Origin of the sequence: Pollutimonas thiosulfatoxidans, from assembly GCF_004022565.1 — a bacterium.
GTDB classification, from domain to species: domain Bacteria; phylum Pseudomonadota; class Gammaproteobacteria; order Burkholderiales; family Burkholderiaceae_B; genus Pusillimonas_D; species Pusillimonas_D thiosulfatoxidans.
In genome coordinates this window covers 3,084,795-3,101,275 of the sequence record NZ_CP022987.1, presented here as the reverse complement: position 1 = coordinate 3,101,275, position 16,481 = coordinate 3,084,795, and the positions used below count along the sequence as shown (strand labels likewise).

The window sequence follows — 16,481 nt, the reverse complement described above, 5'->3', positions numbered from 1 at the left end:
CGTTCATTAAGTACAGGCTGACGGCAGTGCGGCTGCGGCCGTTTGCATAGCTTAAACCGAAGCACAACAACCCGCCAGCCGACCTATGCCGGCGACTTCTGCGTTATTTGCCTCTTCAAGCCATCCAGCACCACCAGCTCGGCTTCGCGCGTAAACGCGCCTTGCAGCACCATGTCCCAAAGCTCGGCTATGGGCACCAGCCGAATCTCACTGACTTCGCCGTCAAGATTCGTTGGCTGTACCGATTCGTCGAGCACGCAATCGCTGACCAGTACATCCTCGACCTGATAACCCTCGGGCAAACGGCGATGCATGCGCAAAATGATATGCAGCGGCGTACGGGCCGCGATGTCTTGTTCGACCAGGCCCGCCTCTTCGTTACTTTCTCGTATCAAGGAGACATCCAGGCTTTCACCCGAACAAGCCAAACCACCGACCAGCGTATCCCACATATCGGGATCCGACGATTTGCTGGCGGCACGACGTGCAATCCATAGCCGCCCGTCAGGCGACCATGCATTAAGGTGCACGGCTTTGGTCAATAGCCCCAAGGGCCGCATGGCGGCCCGTTCGATGACAGCAAGGCGCCGGCCTTCGCCGAACACATCCAGAAGTTCATTGCGCCAGCCTCGCAGGCATCCGGTATCTTTCAGCGCATCGGCAAGACGCGCCAGGACGGCATTAAGGGACAGGCGATCGCGCGGCGCGGCGCTGATATGCACGGCCTCGGCTTCAATGTGGACGCCAGGCAGGCCACTTAAGTGACTGGTGGCCTTGGAAGTGATCCAGCCGGCCACTCGCCCATTGACCGTCAAGGGCCGCGAACCGGCGGGAGGCAACTGCTGAATACGCTTGAAAAGCTGTCGATACCGCGCTTCCAGGGCAGGCATCAACGTGCGTGCGTGTGCATCGTTCATCGGGCAATTGTAGTGTAAGCAGGGCGGCCATCGCAGGCTCTTCCAGCAAGCCCAACATACGCTTGTGTGGACGTCAACCCACGGTCGGCGCTAGTTCGCTATAATTCTGCAGTCATTTAAGTAAATTCGAGCAGGTAGCATCGCAGCACCATTTTAAGCCTGCCGTCCAATAATTGTGTGCCCCCACTATCGTCTTTGATCGGATCCTTTGATCAAGATCAACCTTAGGCATGGGCACGTCGTATTTCGAGGTCAGCATGAAGAAGTTGAGAGGGTTACTGGGCACCGGCGCATTGCTTATGGCGGGCGTTGCTGGTGCGCAGGTCAAGGATATGCCCGGAGGCCCCAGAGTCAATCAGCTCAACCTCCACGAAGGGGTTACTGAAATCGCACGCGATATTATGTGGGTGCACTGGATGATGCTTATCATCTGTCTCATCATATTCGTGGGCGTGTTCGGGGTGATGTTCTACTCCATCTTCATGCACCGAAAGTCACGCGGCGCGGTGCCGGCCAAGTTCCATGAGCACGTCGGCATCGAAATCGCCTGGACGGTCATACCGTTCATTATCGTGATCGGGATGGCCTTGCCGGCAACGCGCACTGTCGTCGCCATGAAAGACACCTCCAGTGCCGACCTGACCGTCAAGGTGACGGGTTATCAGTGGAAGTGGGGCTACGAATACCTGGATGGCCCGGCGCAAGGCGTCAACTTCCTGTCCAACCTTTCAACTCCGCAATCTCAAATCACCGGCAACGAGCCCAAGTCCAACACCTACCTGATGGAAGTGGACAAGCCGCTGGTTGTGCCGGTCGACAAGAAAGTGCGCATCGTGCTGACTGCCAACGACGTCATCCACTCGTGGATGGTGCCTGAATTCGGCGTCAAGCAAGATGCGATGCCCGGCTTCCTGCGCGACACCTGGTTCCGTGCCGAAAAAATCGGCACCTACCGCGGACAGTGCGCCGAGCTATGCGGCAAGGATCACGCTTTCATGCCCATCGTCGTTGACGTGGTTTCCCAAGAGGACTACGACAAATGGGCTGCCGAGCAGGCACAAGGCCTGTCGGCGGCTGCCGACGATCCCAACAAGGAATGGACCAAGGATGAACTGGTCGCCCGCGGCAACGAAGTCTATACGGCCAATTGCGTAGCCTGTCACCAGGCTCAGGGCCAGGGCATACCAGGCACCTTCGCGGCGCTGGACGGTGGACCTATCGTCGTCGGCCCCATGAAGGAGCAAATCCTTACTGTGCTGAACGGTCATCCGGGCACCGCCATGGCGGCCTTCCGCGACCAACTGAACGACGTCGAGATCGCTTCCGTCATCACTTACACGCGCAATGCCTGGGGCAATGCCGGCAAGGGGGAAGACCCGGTTGTTCAACCCTCCGATGTCAAAGCCTTGCGCTAAGCCCGGCGCGCGTGTAAAACAAACTTGAACGTTTATTACCGGGCTGCTCCATAGAGCGACCCGGTTCAGTAGGAAGGAGTCCACCATGAGCAGTGTTACTGCCGATCACGTCCCGGCCAGCACCGGACACGACGACCACGACCACCGGCCACACGGCTGGCGTCGGTGGTTGTTTGCCACCAACCACAAAGACATCGGTACGATGTACCTGCTGTTTTCGTTCTGCATGCTGCTGGAAGGCGGCGTGCTGGCCTTGTTGCTGCGCACCGAGCTTTTCTCGCCCGGCTTGCAGTTCTTCCAGCCAGAACTATTCAACCAGTTCACCACCATGCATGGCCTGATCATGATTTTCGGCGCCATCATGCCGGCATTCGTGGGCTTCGCCAACTGGATGATTCCGCTGCAGATCGGCGCGTCCGACATGGCTTTTGCGCGCATGAACAACTTCAGCTTCTGGCTGTTGCCCATCGGCGCCATCCTGTTCACGGTCTCGTTCTTCGTGCCGGGCGGCGCCAATGCCGCCGGCTGGACGATGTACGCGCCGCTGTCCCTGCAAATGGGCCCCGGCATGGACTTCACCATTTTCGCGGTTCACATCCTGGGCGCCTCGTCCATCATGGGCGCGATCAACATCATCGTCACGGTGCTCAATATGCGCGCACCTGGCATGACTATGATGAAAATGCCCTTGTTCTGCTGGACCTGGCTCATCACGGCTTACCTGCTCATCGCGATCATGCCGGTGTTGGCTGCCGCAGTCACCATGCTGCTTACCGACCGCCACTTCGGCACCGGCTTCTTCAACGCAGCAGCCGGCGGTGACCCCGTCCTTTATCAGCACGTGTTCTGGTTCTTTGGCCACCCCGAAGTCTACGTCATGATTCTTCCGGCGTTCGGCATCGTCTCGGCAGTGGTACCGGCATTCTCCCGCAAGCCGCTGTTTGGTTATGCCTCCATGGTTTATGCCACGGCCGCCATTGCCATCCTGTCATTCCTGGTGTGGGCGCACCACATGTTCGCCACCGGCATGCCAGTGACTGGACAGCTGTACTTCATGTACGCCACCATGCTTATCTCCATTCCGACCGGGGTGAAGGTGTTCAACTGGGTGGCCACCATGTGGCGCGGCTCGCTCACATTTGAAACCCCCATGCTTTACGCCATCGGGTTCATTTTCGTGTTCACCATTGGCGGCTTTACCGGCTTGATCGTTGCCATCGCGCCTATCGACATCGCGGTGCACGATACCTACTACATCATTGCCCACTTCCACTACGTGATGGTGGCCGGCTCGCTGTTTGCCATGTATTCGGGCGCCTACTACTGGTTGCCCAAATGGACGGGCCGCATGTACGACGAGCGCCTCGGCAAGTGGCACTTCTGGATGAGCATGATTTCCTTCAATATCACGTTCTTCCCGATGCACTTCCTGGGCCTGGCCGGCATGCCGCGTCGTTATGCGGACTACTCCGCCCAGTTCACCAACTTCAACGAGATTGCAACCATAGGCGCGTTCTGGTTCGGCTTCTCGCAGCTGATCTTCCTGTGGCTGGCTGTTAAAGCCTGGAGGGGCCACGGTGCTCCGGCTCCTGCCAAACCCTGGGAAGGTGCGACCGGCCTGGAATGGACTGTACCCTCGCCGGCCCCCTTCCATACCTTTGTAACGCCGCCAGTCGTCAAGTAAGGTCCGAACATGACACCCGAGCAACGCCGGAAAAATCGCAACACAGCCATCGCCCTGGTCATCGTCGTCATCTTGATCATGGTGTGGGCATTTTCCAAGGGCGGTGCTTTGGGTGGCTGATACATGACCAAAAGCATTAAAGATTCATCACGCCGCAAGCTGAATTTTTTTCAGACGCTGCGTGCGGTAGGCTGGGGATTTTTCGGCGTACGCAAGGGCAAGGGTTACTCGGACGACTCGTCCAACCTGAACCCTGTGCACCTGATCATCGCGGGCATCCTGGCTACTATCGTGTTCGTTGTAGGACTGGTACTGGTTGCCGGATGGTTCGTAGGCAAATTGACCTAATTATTCTTAATTCAAACATTCGCAGGAGAACACCATGAGTGCAAGTCACTTGGCTCAGGGCAAAGAGGCACCTTACTATTACGTGCCCGCCGACTCAGTCCACCCGGTACGCGCAAGCCTGAGCTTGCTGGCTACCTTGCTGGGCGCCGCACTATGGATCAACGATTACAGCTTCGGCTTCTATCTGTTCCTCGTCGGCATCCTGTGCCTCTTTATTGTGCTCTACGGCTGGTTCGGCGACGCCATACGCGAATCCGAAGAAGGCATCAACAGCGTCAGGGTGGATCACTCCTATCGCTGGAGCATGGCCTGGTTCATTTTTTCGGAAGTGATGTTCTTCAGTGCTTTCTTTGGCTCGCTCTGGTATGCCCGCGAAATCACCACGCCTACGCTTAGCAACCTCGAGCACCAGGCATTGCTGTGGCCCAACTTCGCAGGCACCTGGCCCAACTTCGGCCCTGCCGGCGTGGTCGAGTCCTTCAAGACGGTAGGCCCCTTCTGGCTACCCACGATCAACACCGCGCTGCTGCTGACTTCCGGCCTTACCCTCACGATCTCGCACCACGCGCTGCGCGCGAACAATCGCGGCAAGACCATCTTCTGGCTGGCCGCCACCGTGTTCCTGGGCTTTGCCTTCGTGCTGTGCCAGGCTTACGAATACATGCATGCTTATGCCGACCTGAATCTGCGCTTCGACTCGGGTGCTTATGGCTCGCTGTTCTACATGCTTACCGGATTTCATGGCTTCCACGTTATTTTGGGCGCCACCTTCCTGACCGTTATTTTGTTCCGCCTGCTCAAGGGTCACTTCACGGCAGATCAGCACTTCGGCTTTGAAGGCGCCGCCTGGTACTGGCACTTTGTGGACGTCGTCTGGCTGGGCTTGTACTTGTTCGTATACTGGTTCTAAAGCTTGGGCCCCTAACGGCCACCACGTAAAAAAGGCTGGCCCTGCCGGCCTTTTTTCTGCCTCTTTACTGGGTGGGAATACCAGTGCTTTGTATCCAGCCCATATGGTGGGCAAACAGCACGAACAGGAACAGGACAATCGATAGCCCTATGCGCACCGTCAGCGCATTCACAGTGCGATTCGTACCGCCCTTGTCACGCATCAGATAGACAAGCGCAGAGGCTAGGCTTCCCAGTATGCCCAGGAACGCCAGGATTACGATAAAGCGCATAGCGGCCTCCGGTTAAACCTGAATTATTGCAGACATGGCACATCCTCACACGTTTTATCGCACGCTCGCCGCCCTGATCCTGTTGGGCGCCTTGGCAGCGGTGTGTGTGTCGCTGGGCAACTGGCAGCTGGGCCGGGCAGCCCAGCGTGATGCCATCAAGACGGCCATCGACAGCGGACGCAGCCAGGCCCCCGTGTCGCTGCGCGGCGACACACCGGCTGCAGCCCTGGTTCCGTGGCGGCCCGCTCAAGCGACCGGCATCTGGCGCCCCGAACTGACGGTCTTGCTGCAAAACCGCAACCATCAAGGGCGGCCCGGCTATTGGGTTGCCACGCCCTTGATGCTGGATGATGCTTCTTCAACTGCCGTACTGGTGTTGCGCGGCTGGCTGCCACGCGAGGCGGCTCTGGGGGCATCGCAAGCGGCCTTGCCCGAAATTCCGGAAGTGCACGGCCAGACCACGGTAGCCGGAGAATTGTTTGAACATGTCCCGCGGCTGCTTGAGCTCTGGTCCTGGTCGGATGAGGGCGTCGGCCAACTGCCTGCACGGGTCCCGGACGCCGAAGGCGGCATTCCCGTTGTACAGAACCTTGCCATTTCCGCTTATGCCGGGGCAACGGGCTTAAAATTCATGCCGACCGTCTTGGCCCAGACTGGACCCGCCTCCGGCAGCGCCGGACAGAACGATCCACTAGTACGCGAATGGCCCGAGCCGGCACTCGACTCGGATAAGAACCGCGGCTATGCCCTGCAGTGGTTCGGTTTTGCCACCATCGCGGCCATCGCCTGGCTAATCGTTCTTTGGCGCGCCATTCGACGCCGCATCAGCGCGTCGAAAACCCTTTAAGGAATCATCGTGGTCAGCAATAACCCCAACACAACGCCTCCTGCACGCAAGCAACGCCCGATGTGGCCGCTGTACCTCATCGTGCTGGTTTGTTTCGCGCCCGTCGTTTTTGCCTTGCTTGCCTATTATGTGCCGTCCCTGGGTTTGCGCCCGCAGGAGATGACGAACTACGGCACGCTGGTCGAACCCCAACGCCCCATGCCAGAGGCCAGCGCGCTGCCCCTCACAACCCGCGACGGCAAGCCGTTTGATCTGTCCAGCCTGAAAGGCCAGTGGCTGCTGGTTACCGCCGACAGCGGCGCCTGCGATGAGGCCTGCGTAAAGAAGCTGTTCATCCTGCGCAATTCTCACGCCAGCCAGGGCAAGAACGTGGAACGCCTGGCACGCGTGTGGTTCCTGACGGATGACGAACCCATCCCCGAACAAATTCTGGAGGCCTATCGCGGCTACAACATGCTGCGCGCCGATCCCGAACAGCTCGCCGCCTTCCTGGCGCCCAAGGCGGGACCCGCCGAGCGCCAGGCTGCATTGACCGCCCCGATGTGGGTCATCGACCCGCTGGGCAACCTGATGATGGAGTTTCCCGCTGATGCGGATCCTATCTCTGTACGCGACGATATCCGCAAGCTGCTGAAGGCCTCGCGCATAGGCTGATCTGAATGACTGAACAACTACGCAAGCGCTACCGGAAGCTGGTCTTTCTTACCTGGTTCCTGACTCTGGATCTGATCATGTTCGGCGCATTCGTGCGCTTGACCGACTCGGGCCTGGGTTGCCCCGATTGGCCCGGTTGCTACGGCAAGGTGACGCCCCTGGGCGCCAGCGGACACATCGAGCAGGCATTGGAATCCATGCCTTATGGCGCCGTGAGCTTTTCCAAGGCCTGGATCGAAATGATCCACCGCTACGTGGGTTCCATACTGGGCATGATGATCATCGGGATCGTTTATCTGGCCTGGCGATATCGTCGCGAGCTGGGGCAAACGCCACGGCTGGCCGTGGTGACCTTGATCGCGGTTTGCGTGCAAGGCGCTTTCGGCGCCTGGACAGTCACTCACCAGCTGATGCCCATCATCGTGACGACCCATTTGCTGGGCGGCATGCTGTTGCTGGCCTTGATGACCTGGCTGGCGGCGCGCGAGAAATCGCATCTCCCGATCAGCCCCGCAGCGCAGCGCTGGCGCCCCTGGATGGCGGGCGGGATTGCGCTGCTGTTCGTTCAGATTGCGCTGGGCGGCTGGGTAAGCACCAATTATGCCGCTTTGGCCTGCATGGACTTTCCCACCTGCCATGGCCAGTGGCTGCCCGAGATGGATTTTGAAGGTGGCTATTCGCTGTTTCGTGGGCTGGGCGTGCTGCCATCGGGCGAGATGATCTCGCAGCATGCGCTGACCGCTATCCATTGGGTACACCGCAACTTCGCGTTTATTGTGTTTGCCTATCTGGCCGCCCTGGCGTGGCAGATGATGTCAGAACCGGGCCTGCGCGGCCCGGCCAGGTTGGTACTGCTGTTGCTGTTTGCCCAACTGGCAACCGGACTGACGACTATCTTCTTCCAGTGGCCCCTGCTGATCGCCGTCCTGCATAACGGCGGCGCTGCCGGCCTGGTGCTGGCCAGCGTCACCCTGCTGGTTCGCCTATCGCGTGCCCAAGGGGCTAAAATACCAACATGACTACCGCAACCGCCCCCACCCAACCTTTATTGCGACAGTATCTTGTCCTGACCAAGCCACGCGTCACGCAACTGGCGGTGTTCTGTGCAGTAATTGGCATGTTCCTGGCCAGCCCTGGCTTGCCTGACTGGCGCCCGGTCATCGCTGGCACTATCGGCATCTGGCTGATGGCGGCAGCGGCCTTTGCCGTCAACTGCCTGATCGAACAGGAAATCGACGCTCGCATGCTGCGCACCGCCAGGCGCGCTACCGCTCGCGGCACGATCAGCAACATGCAGGTCATACTGCTGTCGGGCGTGCTGGGCGGCCTGGGTATGGTGGTTCTGTACAACTTGGTCAATCCGCTGACCATGTGGCTTACCTTCGCGACTTTCGTCGGTTACGCCATCATCTATACGATGGTGCTCAAGCCGCTTACGCCGCAAAACATTGTTATCGGCGGCCTGTCCGGCGCCATGCCGCCCGCTCTGGGTTGGGCCGCGGTGGCCAATTCGGTCCCGGCCGAAGCCTGGCTGCTGGTCCTGATCATATTCATCTGGACGCCACCTCATTTCTGGGCGCTGGCCTTGTATCGCAACACCGATTACGCCAAGTCCGGCTTGCCCATGCTGCCTGTTACCCACGGCAAACAATTCACCCGCCTGCATATCCTGCTATACAGCTTTGTGCTGTTCGCAGCCACCCTGCTGCCTTATGTGGTCCGCATGAGCGGCCTGTTTTACCTGGTGTCGGCGGTAGTGCTCAGCGGCCTTTTCGTGATGTATGCCTGGCGTTTGTACAAAGCCTATTCGGACGAGCTCTCCCGCAAGCTGTTCCGATTCTCCATTCTTTATTTGTCGCTGCTCTTTGCGGCCTTGCTCCTCGATCACTGGATCAGACTGCTCTGATCCTCCTACGGAAGTCTCATGTTTGTGTATTCCAGTAAACGCCGCGCCCTGCTTGCCCTGACTGGCGCCATCGGCGTAACAGGCCTGTTGGCCGCCTGCGGCAAGAAGGACGTGCAGTTCAAGGGGTCGGACATCAGCGGCACCAAGCTAGGCCAAGACATGGCCATGCAAGATGGCTCGGGCCAGGTGCGCACACTGGCCGACTACCAGGGCAAGGTGGCTGTCATTTTCTTCGGCTTCACACAGTGCCCCGACGTTTGCCCCACGGCCATGGCAGAGCTTTCGCAAGCCATGACGCTGTTGGGCGACGACGCCCAAAAGGTGCAGGTCATCATGATCAGCGTAGACCCAGCGCGCGACACGCCGGAAGTGCTGTCCGCCTACGTCCAGGCTTTCAACCCCAGCTTCGTCGGCCTGACCGGCACGCCCGAGCAATTAAGTACCACAGCCAAGTCTTTCAAAACCTATTACGCCAAGTCCGCCGGGGCAACGCCAGAGCAGTACAGCATGGACCACGCCTCGTCTTTCTATATTCTTGACCAGCAAGGCGAAGCGCGCGTACTGGCCAGCGGCAACTCCTCCGCGCAAGACATCGCTCACGACATCCGCCAGCTTCTATAACCCGTGACACACCGCGGCACTTGGTTCTTCGTGTTGATGGCGGCCGCCATCCTGATGGTGACAATGGGGGCCCGGCAGTCGCTGGGTCTGTTCATGTTCCCCCTGAACGAGCACACCGGCCTGGGCATTGCCAGCATCAGCTTTGCCATGGCGATCGGGCAGTTTGTCTGGGGCGCTGTGCAGCCGGTATTTGGCGCCGTGGCGGACCGCTGGGGTCCGGGGCGCGTGATTGTGCTGGGCGCCGTGATGCTGGCCGCGGGCTGCGTGATGACCACCCAGGTCACCAGCGAATTTGGGCTGATTTTCGCTCTGGGCTTGCTAAGCGCTGCCGGAGCTGGGGCCGGAAGCTTCTCCATACTTATCGGCGCCACCGCCCAGCGCATTCCAGCAGAGCGCCGTTCGTTTGCCGGGGGCGTCATCAATGCCGGTGGCAGCATGGGACAGTTTGTGTTTGCCCCGCTGAACCAGGCCGTGATGTCCGCCTTCGGGTGGATGCACGCCATGTGGATGATGGCGGTGCTGGCGTTGACTACCGCGCCCATGGCTTGGTGGCTCCGTGGCAACAAGCACAAGCCTGTCCACCATGACGACGCCATACCCGGCTTGTCGCTGCGCGGGCAACTGAAAATTGCCTCGCGCAATCGCAGCTACTGGTGCTTGCATGCAGGGTTCTTCACTTGCGGCTTTCATATCGCGTTTCTGGTCACCCACATGCCGGGCGAGGTCAATTTATGCGGTTTGAGCGCCAACGTGGCGTCGACCTCGCTGGCCATCATCGGCCTGGCCAATGTCATGGGCAGCCTGGCCGCCGGGGCGTTCGGTACGCGCGTACGCATGAAGATGATACTTTTTTGGATGTATGCATCCCGCGCCGTCGCAATACTTATCTACATGGCTGCACCGAAAGAGCCATGGACCTTCTATATATTTGCTGCTGCGCTGGGCGCCACCTGGCTGGCAACCGTGCCGCCGACCGCCGGCCTTACCGCCAAAATCTTCGGCACGCGCTATCTCGCAACGCTTTTTGGCCTGACGCTGCTCAGTCACCAGATCGGCGGCTTCTTCGGGGCATGGCTGGGCGGCGTAGCCCTCGTGTCGTTCGGCAGTTATGAGTGGATCTGGTGGGCGGACGCAGCCCTGGCGGTTGCTGCCGCCCTGGTCAATCTGCCCATCCAGGAAACCAGGCCGATACGGCAGCCGGCCATGGCATAAGCGCGGGGCATAAAAAATGGGACACCTTGGTAGGTGTCCCATAGAACATCCGCTTCAATAGGGAGGGGAAGAGGAGAAGCCGAAGCGGACGGAGACGAATGGCTCGCGCATCGCTATGCAAACCCATTGTCTATGCTGTTTAGTCACATCGTATGCAAATAAGTTCGCCGGCCACGCCACGGATATGTAATAGTTCTTTTCCGCCGCGCGGCGATGGCGCTATTCGGTAAGCGCCAACCTGAGCTTCTTGAACGCTGCGGACTCGATCTGCCGAATTCGCTCTGCCGACACGCCGAATTCAGCTGCGAGCTCGTGCAAAGTGGCACCGCCTTCGTCTTGCAGCCAGCGCGCCTGCACAATGCGGCGCGAGCGTGGATCCAGCGATGTCAGGGCGTCTTCCAGCCCCGTGCCCTGCAAGTCATCGTACGCACGGCGTTCGAGCACCCGCGATGGCTCTTGTTGGCCGTCGTCCGACAGGTAGGATATAGGGGCGAAGCTGTCATCGTCGTCGTCGCCGCTGTTTTCCAGGGCCATCTCGCGGCCGGACATCCGCACTTCCATCTCGCTGACGTCTTGGGGCCGCACGTTAAGCTCGCGCGCAATCTCGTTGACCTGATCGGGATCTAGCGTTTGGCCGTCGGGCCGCATGCGGCGCAGGTTGAAAAACAGCTTGCGCTGCGCCTTGGTGGTGGCCACCTTGACCATCCGCCAGTTGCGCACGATGTACTCGTGAATTTCGGCCTTGATCCAGTGGACGGCAAACGACACCAGCCGTACGCCGCGCTCGGGGTCGAAGCGCTTGACGGCCTTCATCAGGCCGATATTGCCCTCTTGGATAAGGTCGGCGTGCGCCAGACCGTAGCCCAGATACTGGCGGGCTATGGAAACCACCAGGCGTAGGTGAGACGTAATGAGTTGACGGGCGGCGTCAAGGTCGGACTCGTCGCGCAGACGTTTGCCCAGCGCAGTTTCTTCTTCCTGCGTAAGCATGGGCAGGCGGTTTACCGCGCTGATGTACGCTTCGATCGTACCTAAGGCACCCGGATTCGAAATCGCCATGGCCAACTGATTGCTGGTCAGGGTCAAAGAATGCGAATTATGGGTCATCGGATAAGCGATCCTCTTGAATAGCGGATGGTAAGTAAGTTTAGCACTCTGAACAGCGGAGTGCTAATACCAAAAGTAGCTGAGCAAGTAACTGTATATTGGACTGCCTCAGCGGCGCTAAGTTCCTGCCCTGTCAGCAAGTGTCGAGCCGCAGACGGCTGGCCGGCCCATGGCGACATCAAGTAATGATGGCGCGCAGCATATCGACCAACCGATCAGCATGGTCGGCATCCAGCTTGGACAATACGCGGCGCTGATGCTCCATGGCGCGGTCGCACAGGCCGCTGATGAGGCGCGCACCCTTGGGGGTAATCGTTACCAGCGTCTGCCTGCGGTCGGCCCGGGACGTCCGCATACGGATGTAGCCCTGGCTTTCCAGACGCGGCAAGACCTTGCTTAGCGTTGGTTGCTTGGTAACGGCCAGCTCGGCCAGGGTACCCACAGTTTCGCCTTCGCCCTCAATCAGGCTGCCCAGCACTCGCCATTCGGTCACGGTAAGGCCGGCCTTGCGCACTTCCACGTGGAATTCGGCTGAGATACGGTGGCTGGCCTGGGCCAGCACGGAAGCAAGATAACGGTGTACGAAGCGGGTGGGTTCGCCGGACTGCATCAACCAATTCCTTTCAAGAGCGCCTCCAGCAGCCATCCGCGGCTATCGGCCCGATGCCCGATATAGTAGCCGGAAACCACCGTAAACATCGCTACCCCCAGGCCTAATAGTGGTAATTACTTATACCCAAGCAACTGTTATATCTATTAAATTTCACTTTTATATGAATATTCATATTTTAGCTCTGCAGCAGAAGCTTTAGGCTTCAAGATAGACGGCCGGGAGGCACCATGGCGGAACGCTCGTTCAAGAAAGAAGTACAGCAATTGCGCATCGGCGCGGGCGAAGAGTTCCGCGGCGAAGGCATTCTGGCGGTTACCAAGGCGCTGTTGCAATGCGGCGTCGGCTACGTTGCGGGCTACCAAGGCTCGCCCATATCGCACTTGATGGACGTTCTGGCCGACGCGCAAGAAATCCTCGACGAACTGGGCGTGCACTTCGAAGCCAGCGCGTCCGAGGCCACGGCCGCCGCAACGCTGGCCGCCTCGGTGATGTACCCCATACGCGGTGCGGTCACCTGGAAGTCCACAGTGGGCACCAATGTTGCCTCTGACGCCCTGGCCAACCTGGCATCGGGCGGCGTGACAGGCGGCGCGCTGATCGTGGTGGGGGAAGACTACGGCGAGGGTTCCTCCATCATGCAGGAACGCACGCATGCTTTCGCCATGAAATCGCAAATCTGGCTGCTGGACCCTCGACCCAATTTGGAAAGCATGGTGAAAGCGGTGGAGGACGGCTTCCAGTTGTCTGAAGCCAGCAACACTCCGGTGATACTGCAGTTGCGCATACGGGGCTGCCATGTGCATGGCCGCTTCATCGCCAAAGACAATAAGCGTCCGCCGCTCAGCCTCGGCCAGGCGCTGGACAACCCCGTGCGGGACACCAGCCGCATTGTCCTGCCGCCCGCCTCTTTCCAGCACGAGCATGAAAAAATACAGGCGCGCTGGCCGGCAGCCATTAAATACATCAAAGAAAACAAGCTGAATGAACTCTTTGACGGTGAGCACGGCGAACTCGGCCTGATTCTGCAAGGCGGTCTGTACAACGGCGTGATCCGCGCGCTCCAGCTATTGGGGCTGGCTGATACTTTCGGCAACAGCCGCATACCGCTGTATGTCATGAACGTGACCTACCCGGTTGTGGATGACGAGATCCGATCATTTTGCGAGCACAAGAAAGCGGTGCTGCTGATCGAAGAAGGGCAGCCAAATTACATAGAGCAAAACCTCAACACCATTTTGCGCCAGGCCGGCATGGATACCGCGCTGGCCGGCAAGGACGTATTGCCGCTGGCGGGCGAATACACCACTGCAGTGATCCGCGACGGCCTGCAGGCTTTCCTGAGCAAGCACAGCCCAGGCCTGCTGCATGAAGTGGCTGACGCGCCCGCCGCCAGCAAGCCCTTGATGAAAGAACAAGTGGTGCAGTTCCAGCGCAAGCCCACGGTGGTGCCGGCCCCCAGCCCCAGTCTGGCAAACGTTGTCCCCCCACGGCCGGCGGGCTTTTGCACTGGCTGTCCGGAGCGCCCCATCTTCGCCGCCTTGACCTTGGCGCAGGACAAGCTGGGTGAACACCACATCGCCTGCGACATCGGCTGCCATCTGTTTTCGATTCTGCCGCCATTCAACCTGGGCGCCACCACCATGGGATACGGCCTGGGCGCATCCAGCGCTGCGGCCTTTAACGTGCCCTCGTCCAAGCGTCCCATATCCATCATGGGCGATGGCGGCTTCTGGCATAACGGCTTGTCGTCGGGTATAGGCAATGCCGTCTTCAACAAATACGACGGCGTCATCATCATCGTGGACAACTACTATTCGGCGGCCACTGGCGGCCAGGATGTGCTTTCGTCCCGAGCCCGCAACGCCACGAAGTCCACGAACAACCCCATCGAGGCCGCGGTACGCGGTGTAGGCGTGAAATGGCTGCGCACGCTGGATCGCACCTACGACGTCGCCAAAGTGCAAGCCACCATAGAAGAAGCGCTGACCACCCCCGAGAAAGGCCCCAAGGTCATCATCGCGCAATCGGAATGCATGCTGAACAAGCAGCGCCGCACCAAACCGATATTCGCCCAGGCGGTCAAGTCCGGCAAGCGTGCGGTCAAGGAGCGTTTTGGCGTCGATCCCGATGTGTGCACGGGCGATCACGCCTGTATCCGGCTGTCCGGCTGTCCGTCGCTGTCAGTAAAAGAGAGCGAAGATCCCTTGAAGGAAGATCCTATCGCCTACGTCGACAACACCTGTGTGGGCTGCGGCAACTGCGGGGAAGTCGCGCACGCGGCGGTGCTGTGCCCATCCTTCTATCGTGCAGACATCATCCACAACCCCAACCGCTGGGATCTTCTCAAGGCCGGCATGCGGCGCAGCGTTATCGGCTTCCTGCAACGGCGGCGTCAGACGCAATTGGCGCGGCAGGCTTTGTAGGAGATGACCATGGATCCCATCAAAATCGCTATTCTCGCCATGGGCGGACAGGGCGGCGGGGTATTGGCCGACTGGATCGTCGATATGGCCGAGCATGCAGGCTGGTGGGCGCAGACCACCTCGGTGCCCGGCGTGGCACAACGCACTGGCGCGACCATTTATTATGTCGAGCTCTTGCCGGAAGATGCCATCAAGGCGGCGGGCCGTCCGCCCGTACTGGCCATGATGCCCACCCCGGGCGATGTCGACATTGTGTTGGCCGCTGAGCTGATGGAGGGAGGACGTGCAATACAGCGCGGCTTGGTAACGCCCGATCGCACCACCCTTATTTCCTCTTTGCACCGCAGCTATGCCATTAACGAAAAAGCCGCACACGGCAATGGTATTGCGGATCCGAACAAAGTCATCGAGGCCGGCAAACAGGCCGCGCGTCGGTTCTATTGCCTGGACCTGCAGGCGCTGGCCGACGAGGCCCGCAGCGTGATCAGCGCCAGCATGTTTGGCGCCCTGGCTGGCGCGTCGGTGCTGCCGTTCTCGCGCGAAGATTTCGAAAACACAATAAGACGTGCCGGCTTGGGGGTGGACGCCAGCCTGGATGCATTCTCGCGCGGGTGGCGCGCGGCCGAAACCGCCCCACCATCGCCTGCGCCTGTGGACCTGCAGCGTCCCATACCGGAGGTGCCGCTTACCGCCGCCAGCCCTCGTACCCAGCGCTTGCTGGACGAAGTCCGCGCACAGTTTCCGGTACAGGCGCAAGCCATGATGGTGGTTGGCTTGCGGCGAACACTGGACTTTCAGGATCTGCGCTACGCCGACCAGTACCTGGGCCACATGCGTGACATTCACCAGTTGGACCGGCAATTCGGCGGCGAAGCCAAGGCGTGGGCATTGACCTGTGCGGCAGCGCGCTATGTCGCCGTGGCCATGGCCTACGACGATGTCATACGCGTGGCAGACCTGAAAACCCGCGGCACTCGCGACGACAGGGTGCGCATGGAAGTGCAAGCCAAAGCCGATCAGCTGGTTTATGCCACCGAATACATGCACCCCCGGCTGGACGAGATCTGCGGCATCCTGCCTGCCAGGATGGGCCGCTACATCGAAAACTCTCCAAAGCTGCACCGCCTGCTCAACCCCCTTTTCCGCAAGGGCCGTTTCCTGAAGAGCGGCACGCTCAGCGGCTTCCTGATGCTTTATGCCTTGAGCGGGATGCGCCGTTTCCGGCGCGTTACGCTGCGCCATCAAGTCGAGTCGCAAAGCATGGCGCAGTGGCTCAAGCTGGTCTCCGACACCGCACACCACGACTACGACCTGGCCGTGGAAGTGGTGAACTGCCGACGGCTGGTGAAGGGCTATAGCGACACGCACGAACGCGGCAATAGCAAGTACCAGCGGCTGGGCCTGGCTGCCAGCCAGTTGCTCGGACGCCCCGATGCAGCCAGCCAGTTGCGCGTGCTGCGCGAGGCGGCATTGGCCGATACGCATGGCGACAAGCTGGACCTGCTGATGCGCGACATCGTCGCCTCACCTACCTGACCCAAGAACCAAGAGAC

Annotated in this window: 16 protein-coding genes; 12 read left to right on the top strand and 4 right to left on the bottom strand. The window is 59.8% G+C overall.

All coding sequences use genetic code 11. The features are described 5' to 3' along the window. Positions 1-83 precede the first annotated feature (83 nt). On the bottom strand, positions 84-917 hold the full coding sequence (locus CKA81_RS15070; protein ID WP_128356026.1) for an NUDIX hydrolase: 834 nt from the start codon (positions 915-917) through the stop codon (positions 84-86). A gap of 257 nt (positions 918-1,174) precedes the next feature. Here CKA81_RS15070 and coxB point away from each other — a divergent pair, with 257 nt between their 5' ends. From coxB to CKA81_RS15050, 4 genes are all read left to right on the top strand, one after another. After that, the gene (gene coxB, locus CKA81_RS15065) at positions 1,175-2,332 is read left to right on the top strand and encodes a cytochrome c oxidase subunit II (protein WP_128356025.1); all 1,158 of its coding nucleotides are present in this window, start codon (positions 1,175-1,177) and stop codon (positions 2,330-2,332) included. Between the two features lie 85 nt (positions 2,333-2,417). After that, on the top strand, positions 2,418-4,016 hold the full coding sequence (ctaD, locus tag CKA81_RS15060; protein WP_128356024.1) for a cytochrome c oxidase subunit I: 1,599 nt from the start codon (positions 2,418-2,420) through the stop codon (positions 4,014-4,016). A gap of 123 nt (positions 4,017-4,139) precedes the next feature. After that, positions 4,140-4,364: a DUF2970 domain-containing protein gene (locus CKA81_RS15055; RefSeq protein WP_128356023.1), complete on the top strand. Its 225-nt coding sequence runs from the start codon at positions 4,140-4,142 to the stop codon at positions 4,362-4,364. 34 nt (positions 4,365-4,398) lie between these two features. After that, complete coding sequence (locus CKA81_RS15050) at positions 4,399-5,274, top strand: cytochrome c oxidase subunit 3 (RefSeq protein ID WP_128356022.1); 876 nt, start codon at positions 4,399-4,401, stop codon at positions 5,272-5,274. A gap of 64 nt (positions 5,275-5,338) precedes the next feature. Here CKA81_RS15050 and CKA81_RS15045 read toward each other — a convergent pair whose 3' ends face one another. Continuing rightward, positions 5,339-5,545 (bottom strand): twin transmembrane helix small protein, encoded by a 207-nt coding sequence (locus CKA81_RS15045; RefSeq protein ID WP_128356021.1) that lies wholly within the window; start codon positions 5,543-5,545, stop codon positions 5,339-5,341. A gap of 34 nt (positions 5,546-5,579) precedes the next feature. Between CKA81_RS15045 and CKA81_RS15040 the strand changes: the two genes are divergently transcribed. Genes CKA81_RS15040 through CKA81_RS15015 form a run of 6 tightly spaced genes read left to right on the top strand, consistent with a single transcriptional unit; the run spans position 5,580 to position 10,785 of the window. Beyond that, positions 5,580-6,392: an SURF1 family protein gene (locus CKA81_RS15040; protein ID WP_128356020.1), complete on the top strand. Its 813-nt coding sequence runs from the start codon at positions 5,580-5,582 to the stop codon at positions 6,390-6,392. Between the two features lie 60 nt (positions 6,393-6,452). Then, a complete protein-coding gene (locus CKA81_RS15035) occupies positions 6,453-7,046 on the top strand; it encodes an SCO family protein (RefSeq protein WP_128356849.1) in 594 nt (197 codons plus the stop codon). Between the two features lie 5 nt (positions 7,047-7,051). Next, the gene (locus CKA81_RS15030; protein WP_128356019.1) at positions 7,052-8,065 is read left to right on the top strand and encodes a COX15/CtaA family protein; all 1,014 of its coding nucleotides are present in this window, start codon (positions 7,052-7,054) and stop codon (positions 8,063-8,065) included. After that, positions 8,062-8,952, top strand: a complete 891-nt coding sequence (cyoE, locus tag CKA81_RS15025) for a heme o synthase (RefSeq protein WP_128356018.1) — start codon at positions 8,062-8,064, stop codon at positions 8,950-8,952. The genes CKA81_RS15030 and cyoE overlap by 4 nt, the downstream gene beginning before the upstream one ends. Before the next feature lie 18 nt (positions 8,953-8,970). Beyond that, positions 8,971-9,573, top strand: coding sequence for an SCO family protein (locus tag CKA81_RS15020; RefSeq protein WP_128356017.1), 603 nt, complete (start codon positions 8,971-8,973; stop codon positions 9,571-9,573). A 36-nt stretch (positions 9,574-9,609) separates the two neighbouring features. Then, the gene (locus CKA81_RS15015) at positions 9,610-10,785 is read left to right on the top strand and encodes an MFS transporter (RefSeq protein WP_128356847.1); all 1,176 of its coding nucleotides are present in this window, start codon (positions 9,610-9,612) and stop codon (positions 10,783-10,785) included. Between the two features lie 219 nt (positions 10,786-11,004). Here the strand turns inward: CKA81_RS15015 and rpoH are convergent, their stop codons facing one another. Next, on the bottom strand, positions 11,005-11,892 hold the full coding sequence (rpoH, locus tag CKA81_RS15010) for an RNA polymerase sigma factor RpoH (protein ID WP_128356016.1): 888 nt from the start codon (positions 11,890-11,892) through the stop codon (positions 11,005-11,007). A gap of 178 nt (positions 11,893-12,070) precedes the next feature. Continuing rightward, entirely contained in the window at positions 12,071-12,502 is a 432-nt protein-coding gene (locus CKA81_RS15005) for a MarR family winged helix-turn-helix transcriptional regulator (RefSeq protein WP_228255735.1), read from the bottom strand. A gap of 230 nt (positions 12,503-12,732) precedes the next feature. Between CKA81_RS15005 and CKA81_RS15000 the strand changes: the two genes are divergently transcribed. Next, on the top strand, positions 12,733-14,928 hold the full coding sequence (locus CKA81_RS15000) for an indolepyruvate ferredoxin oxidoreductase subunit alpha (protein WP_128356014.1): 2,196 nt from the start codon (positions 12,733-12,735) through the stop codon (positions 14,926-14,928). A gap of 3 nt (positions 14,929-14,931) precedes the next feature. Further along, a complete protein-coding gene (locus CKA81_RS14995) occupies positions 14,932-16,464 on the top strand; it encodes an indolepyruvate oxidoreductase subunit beta family protein (RefSeq protein ID WP_128356013.1) in 1,533 nt (510 codons plus the stop codon). Positions 16,465-16,481 lie beyond the last annotated feature (17 nt).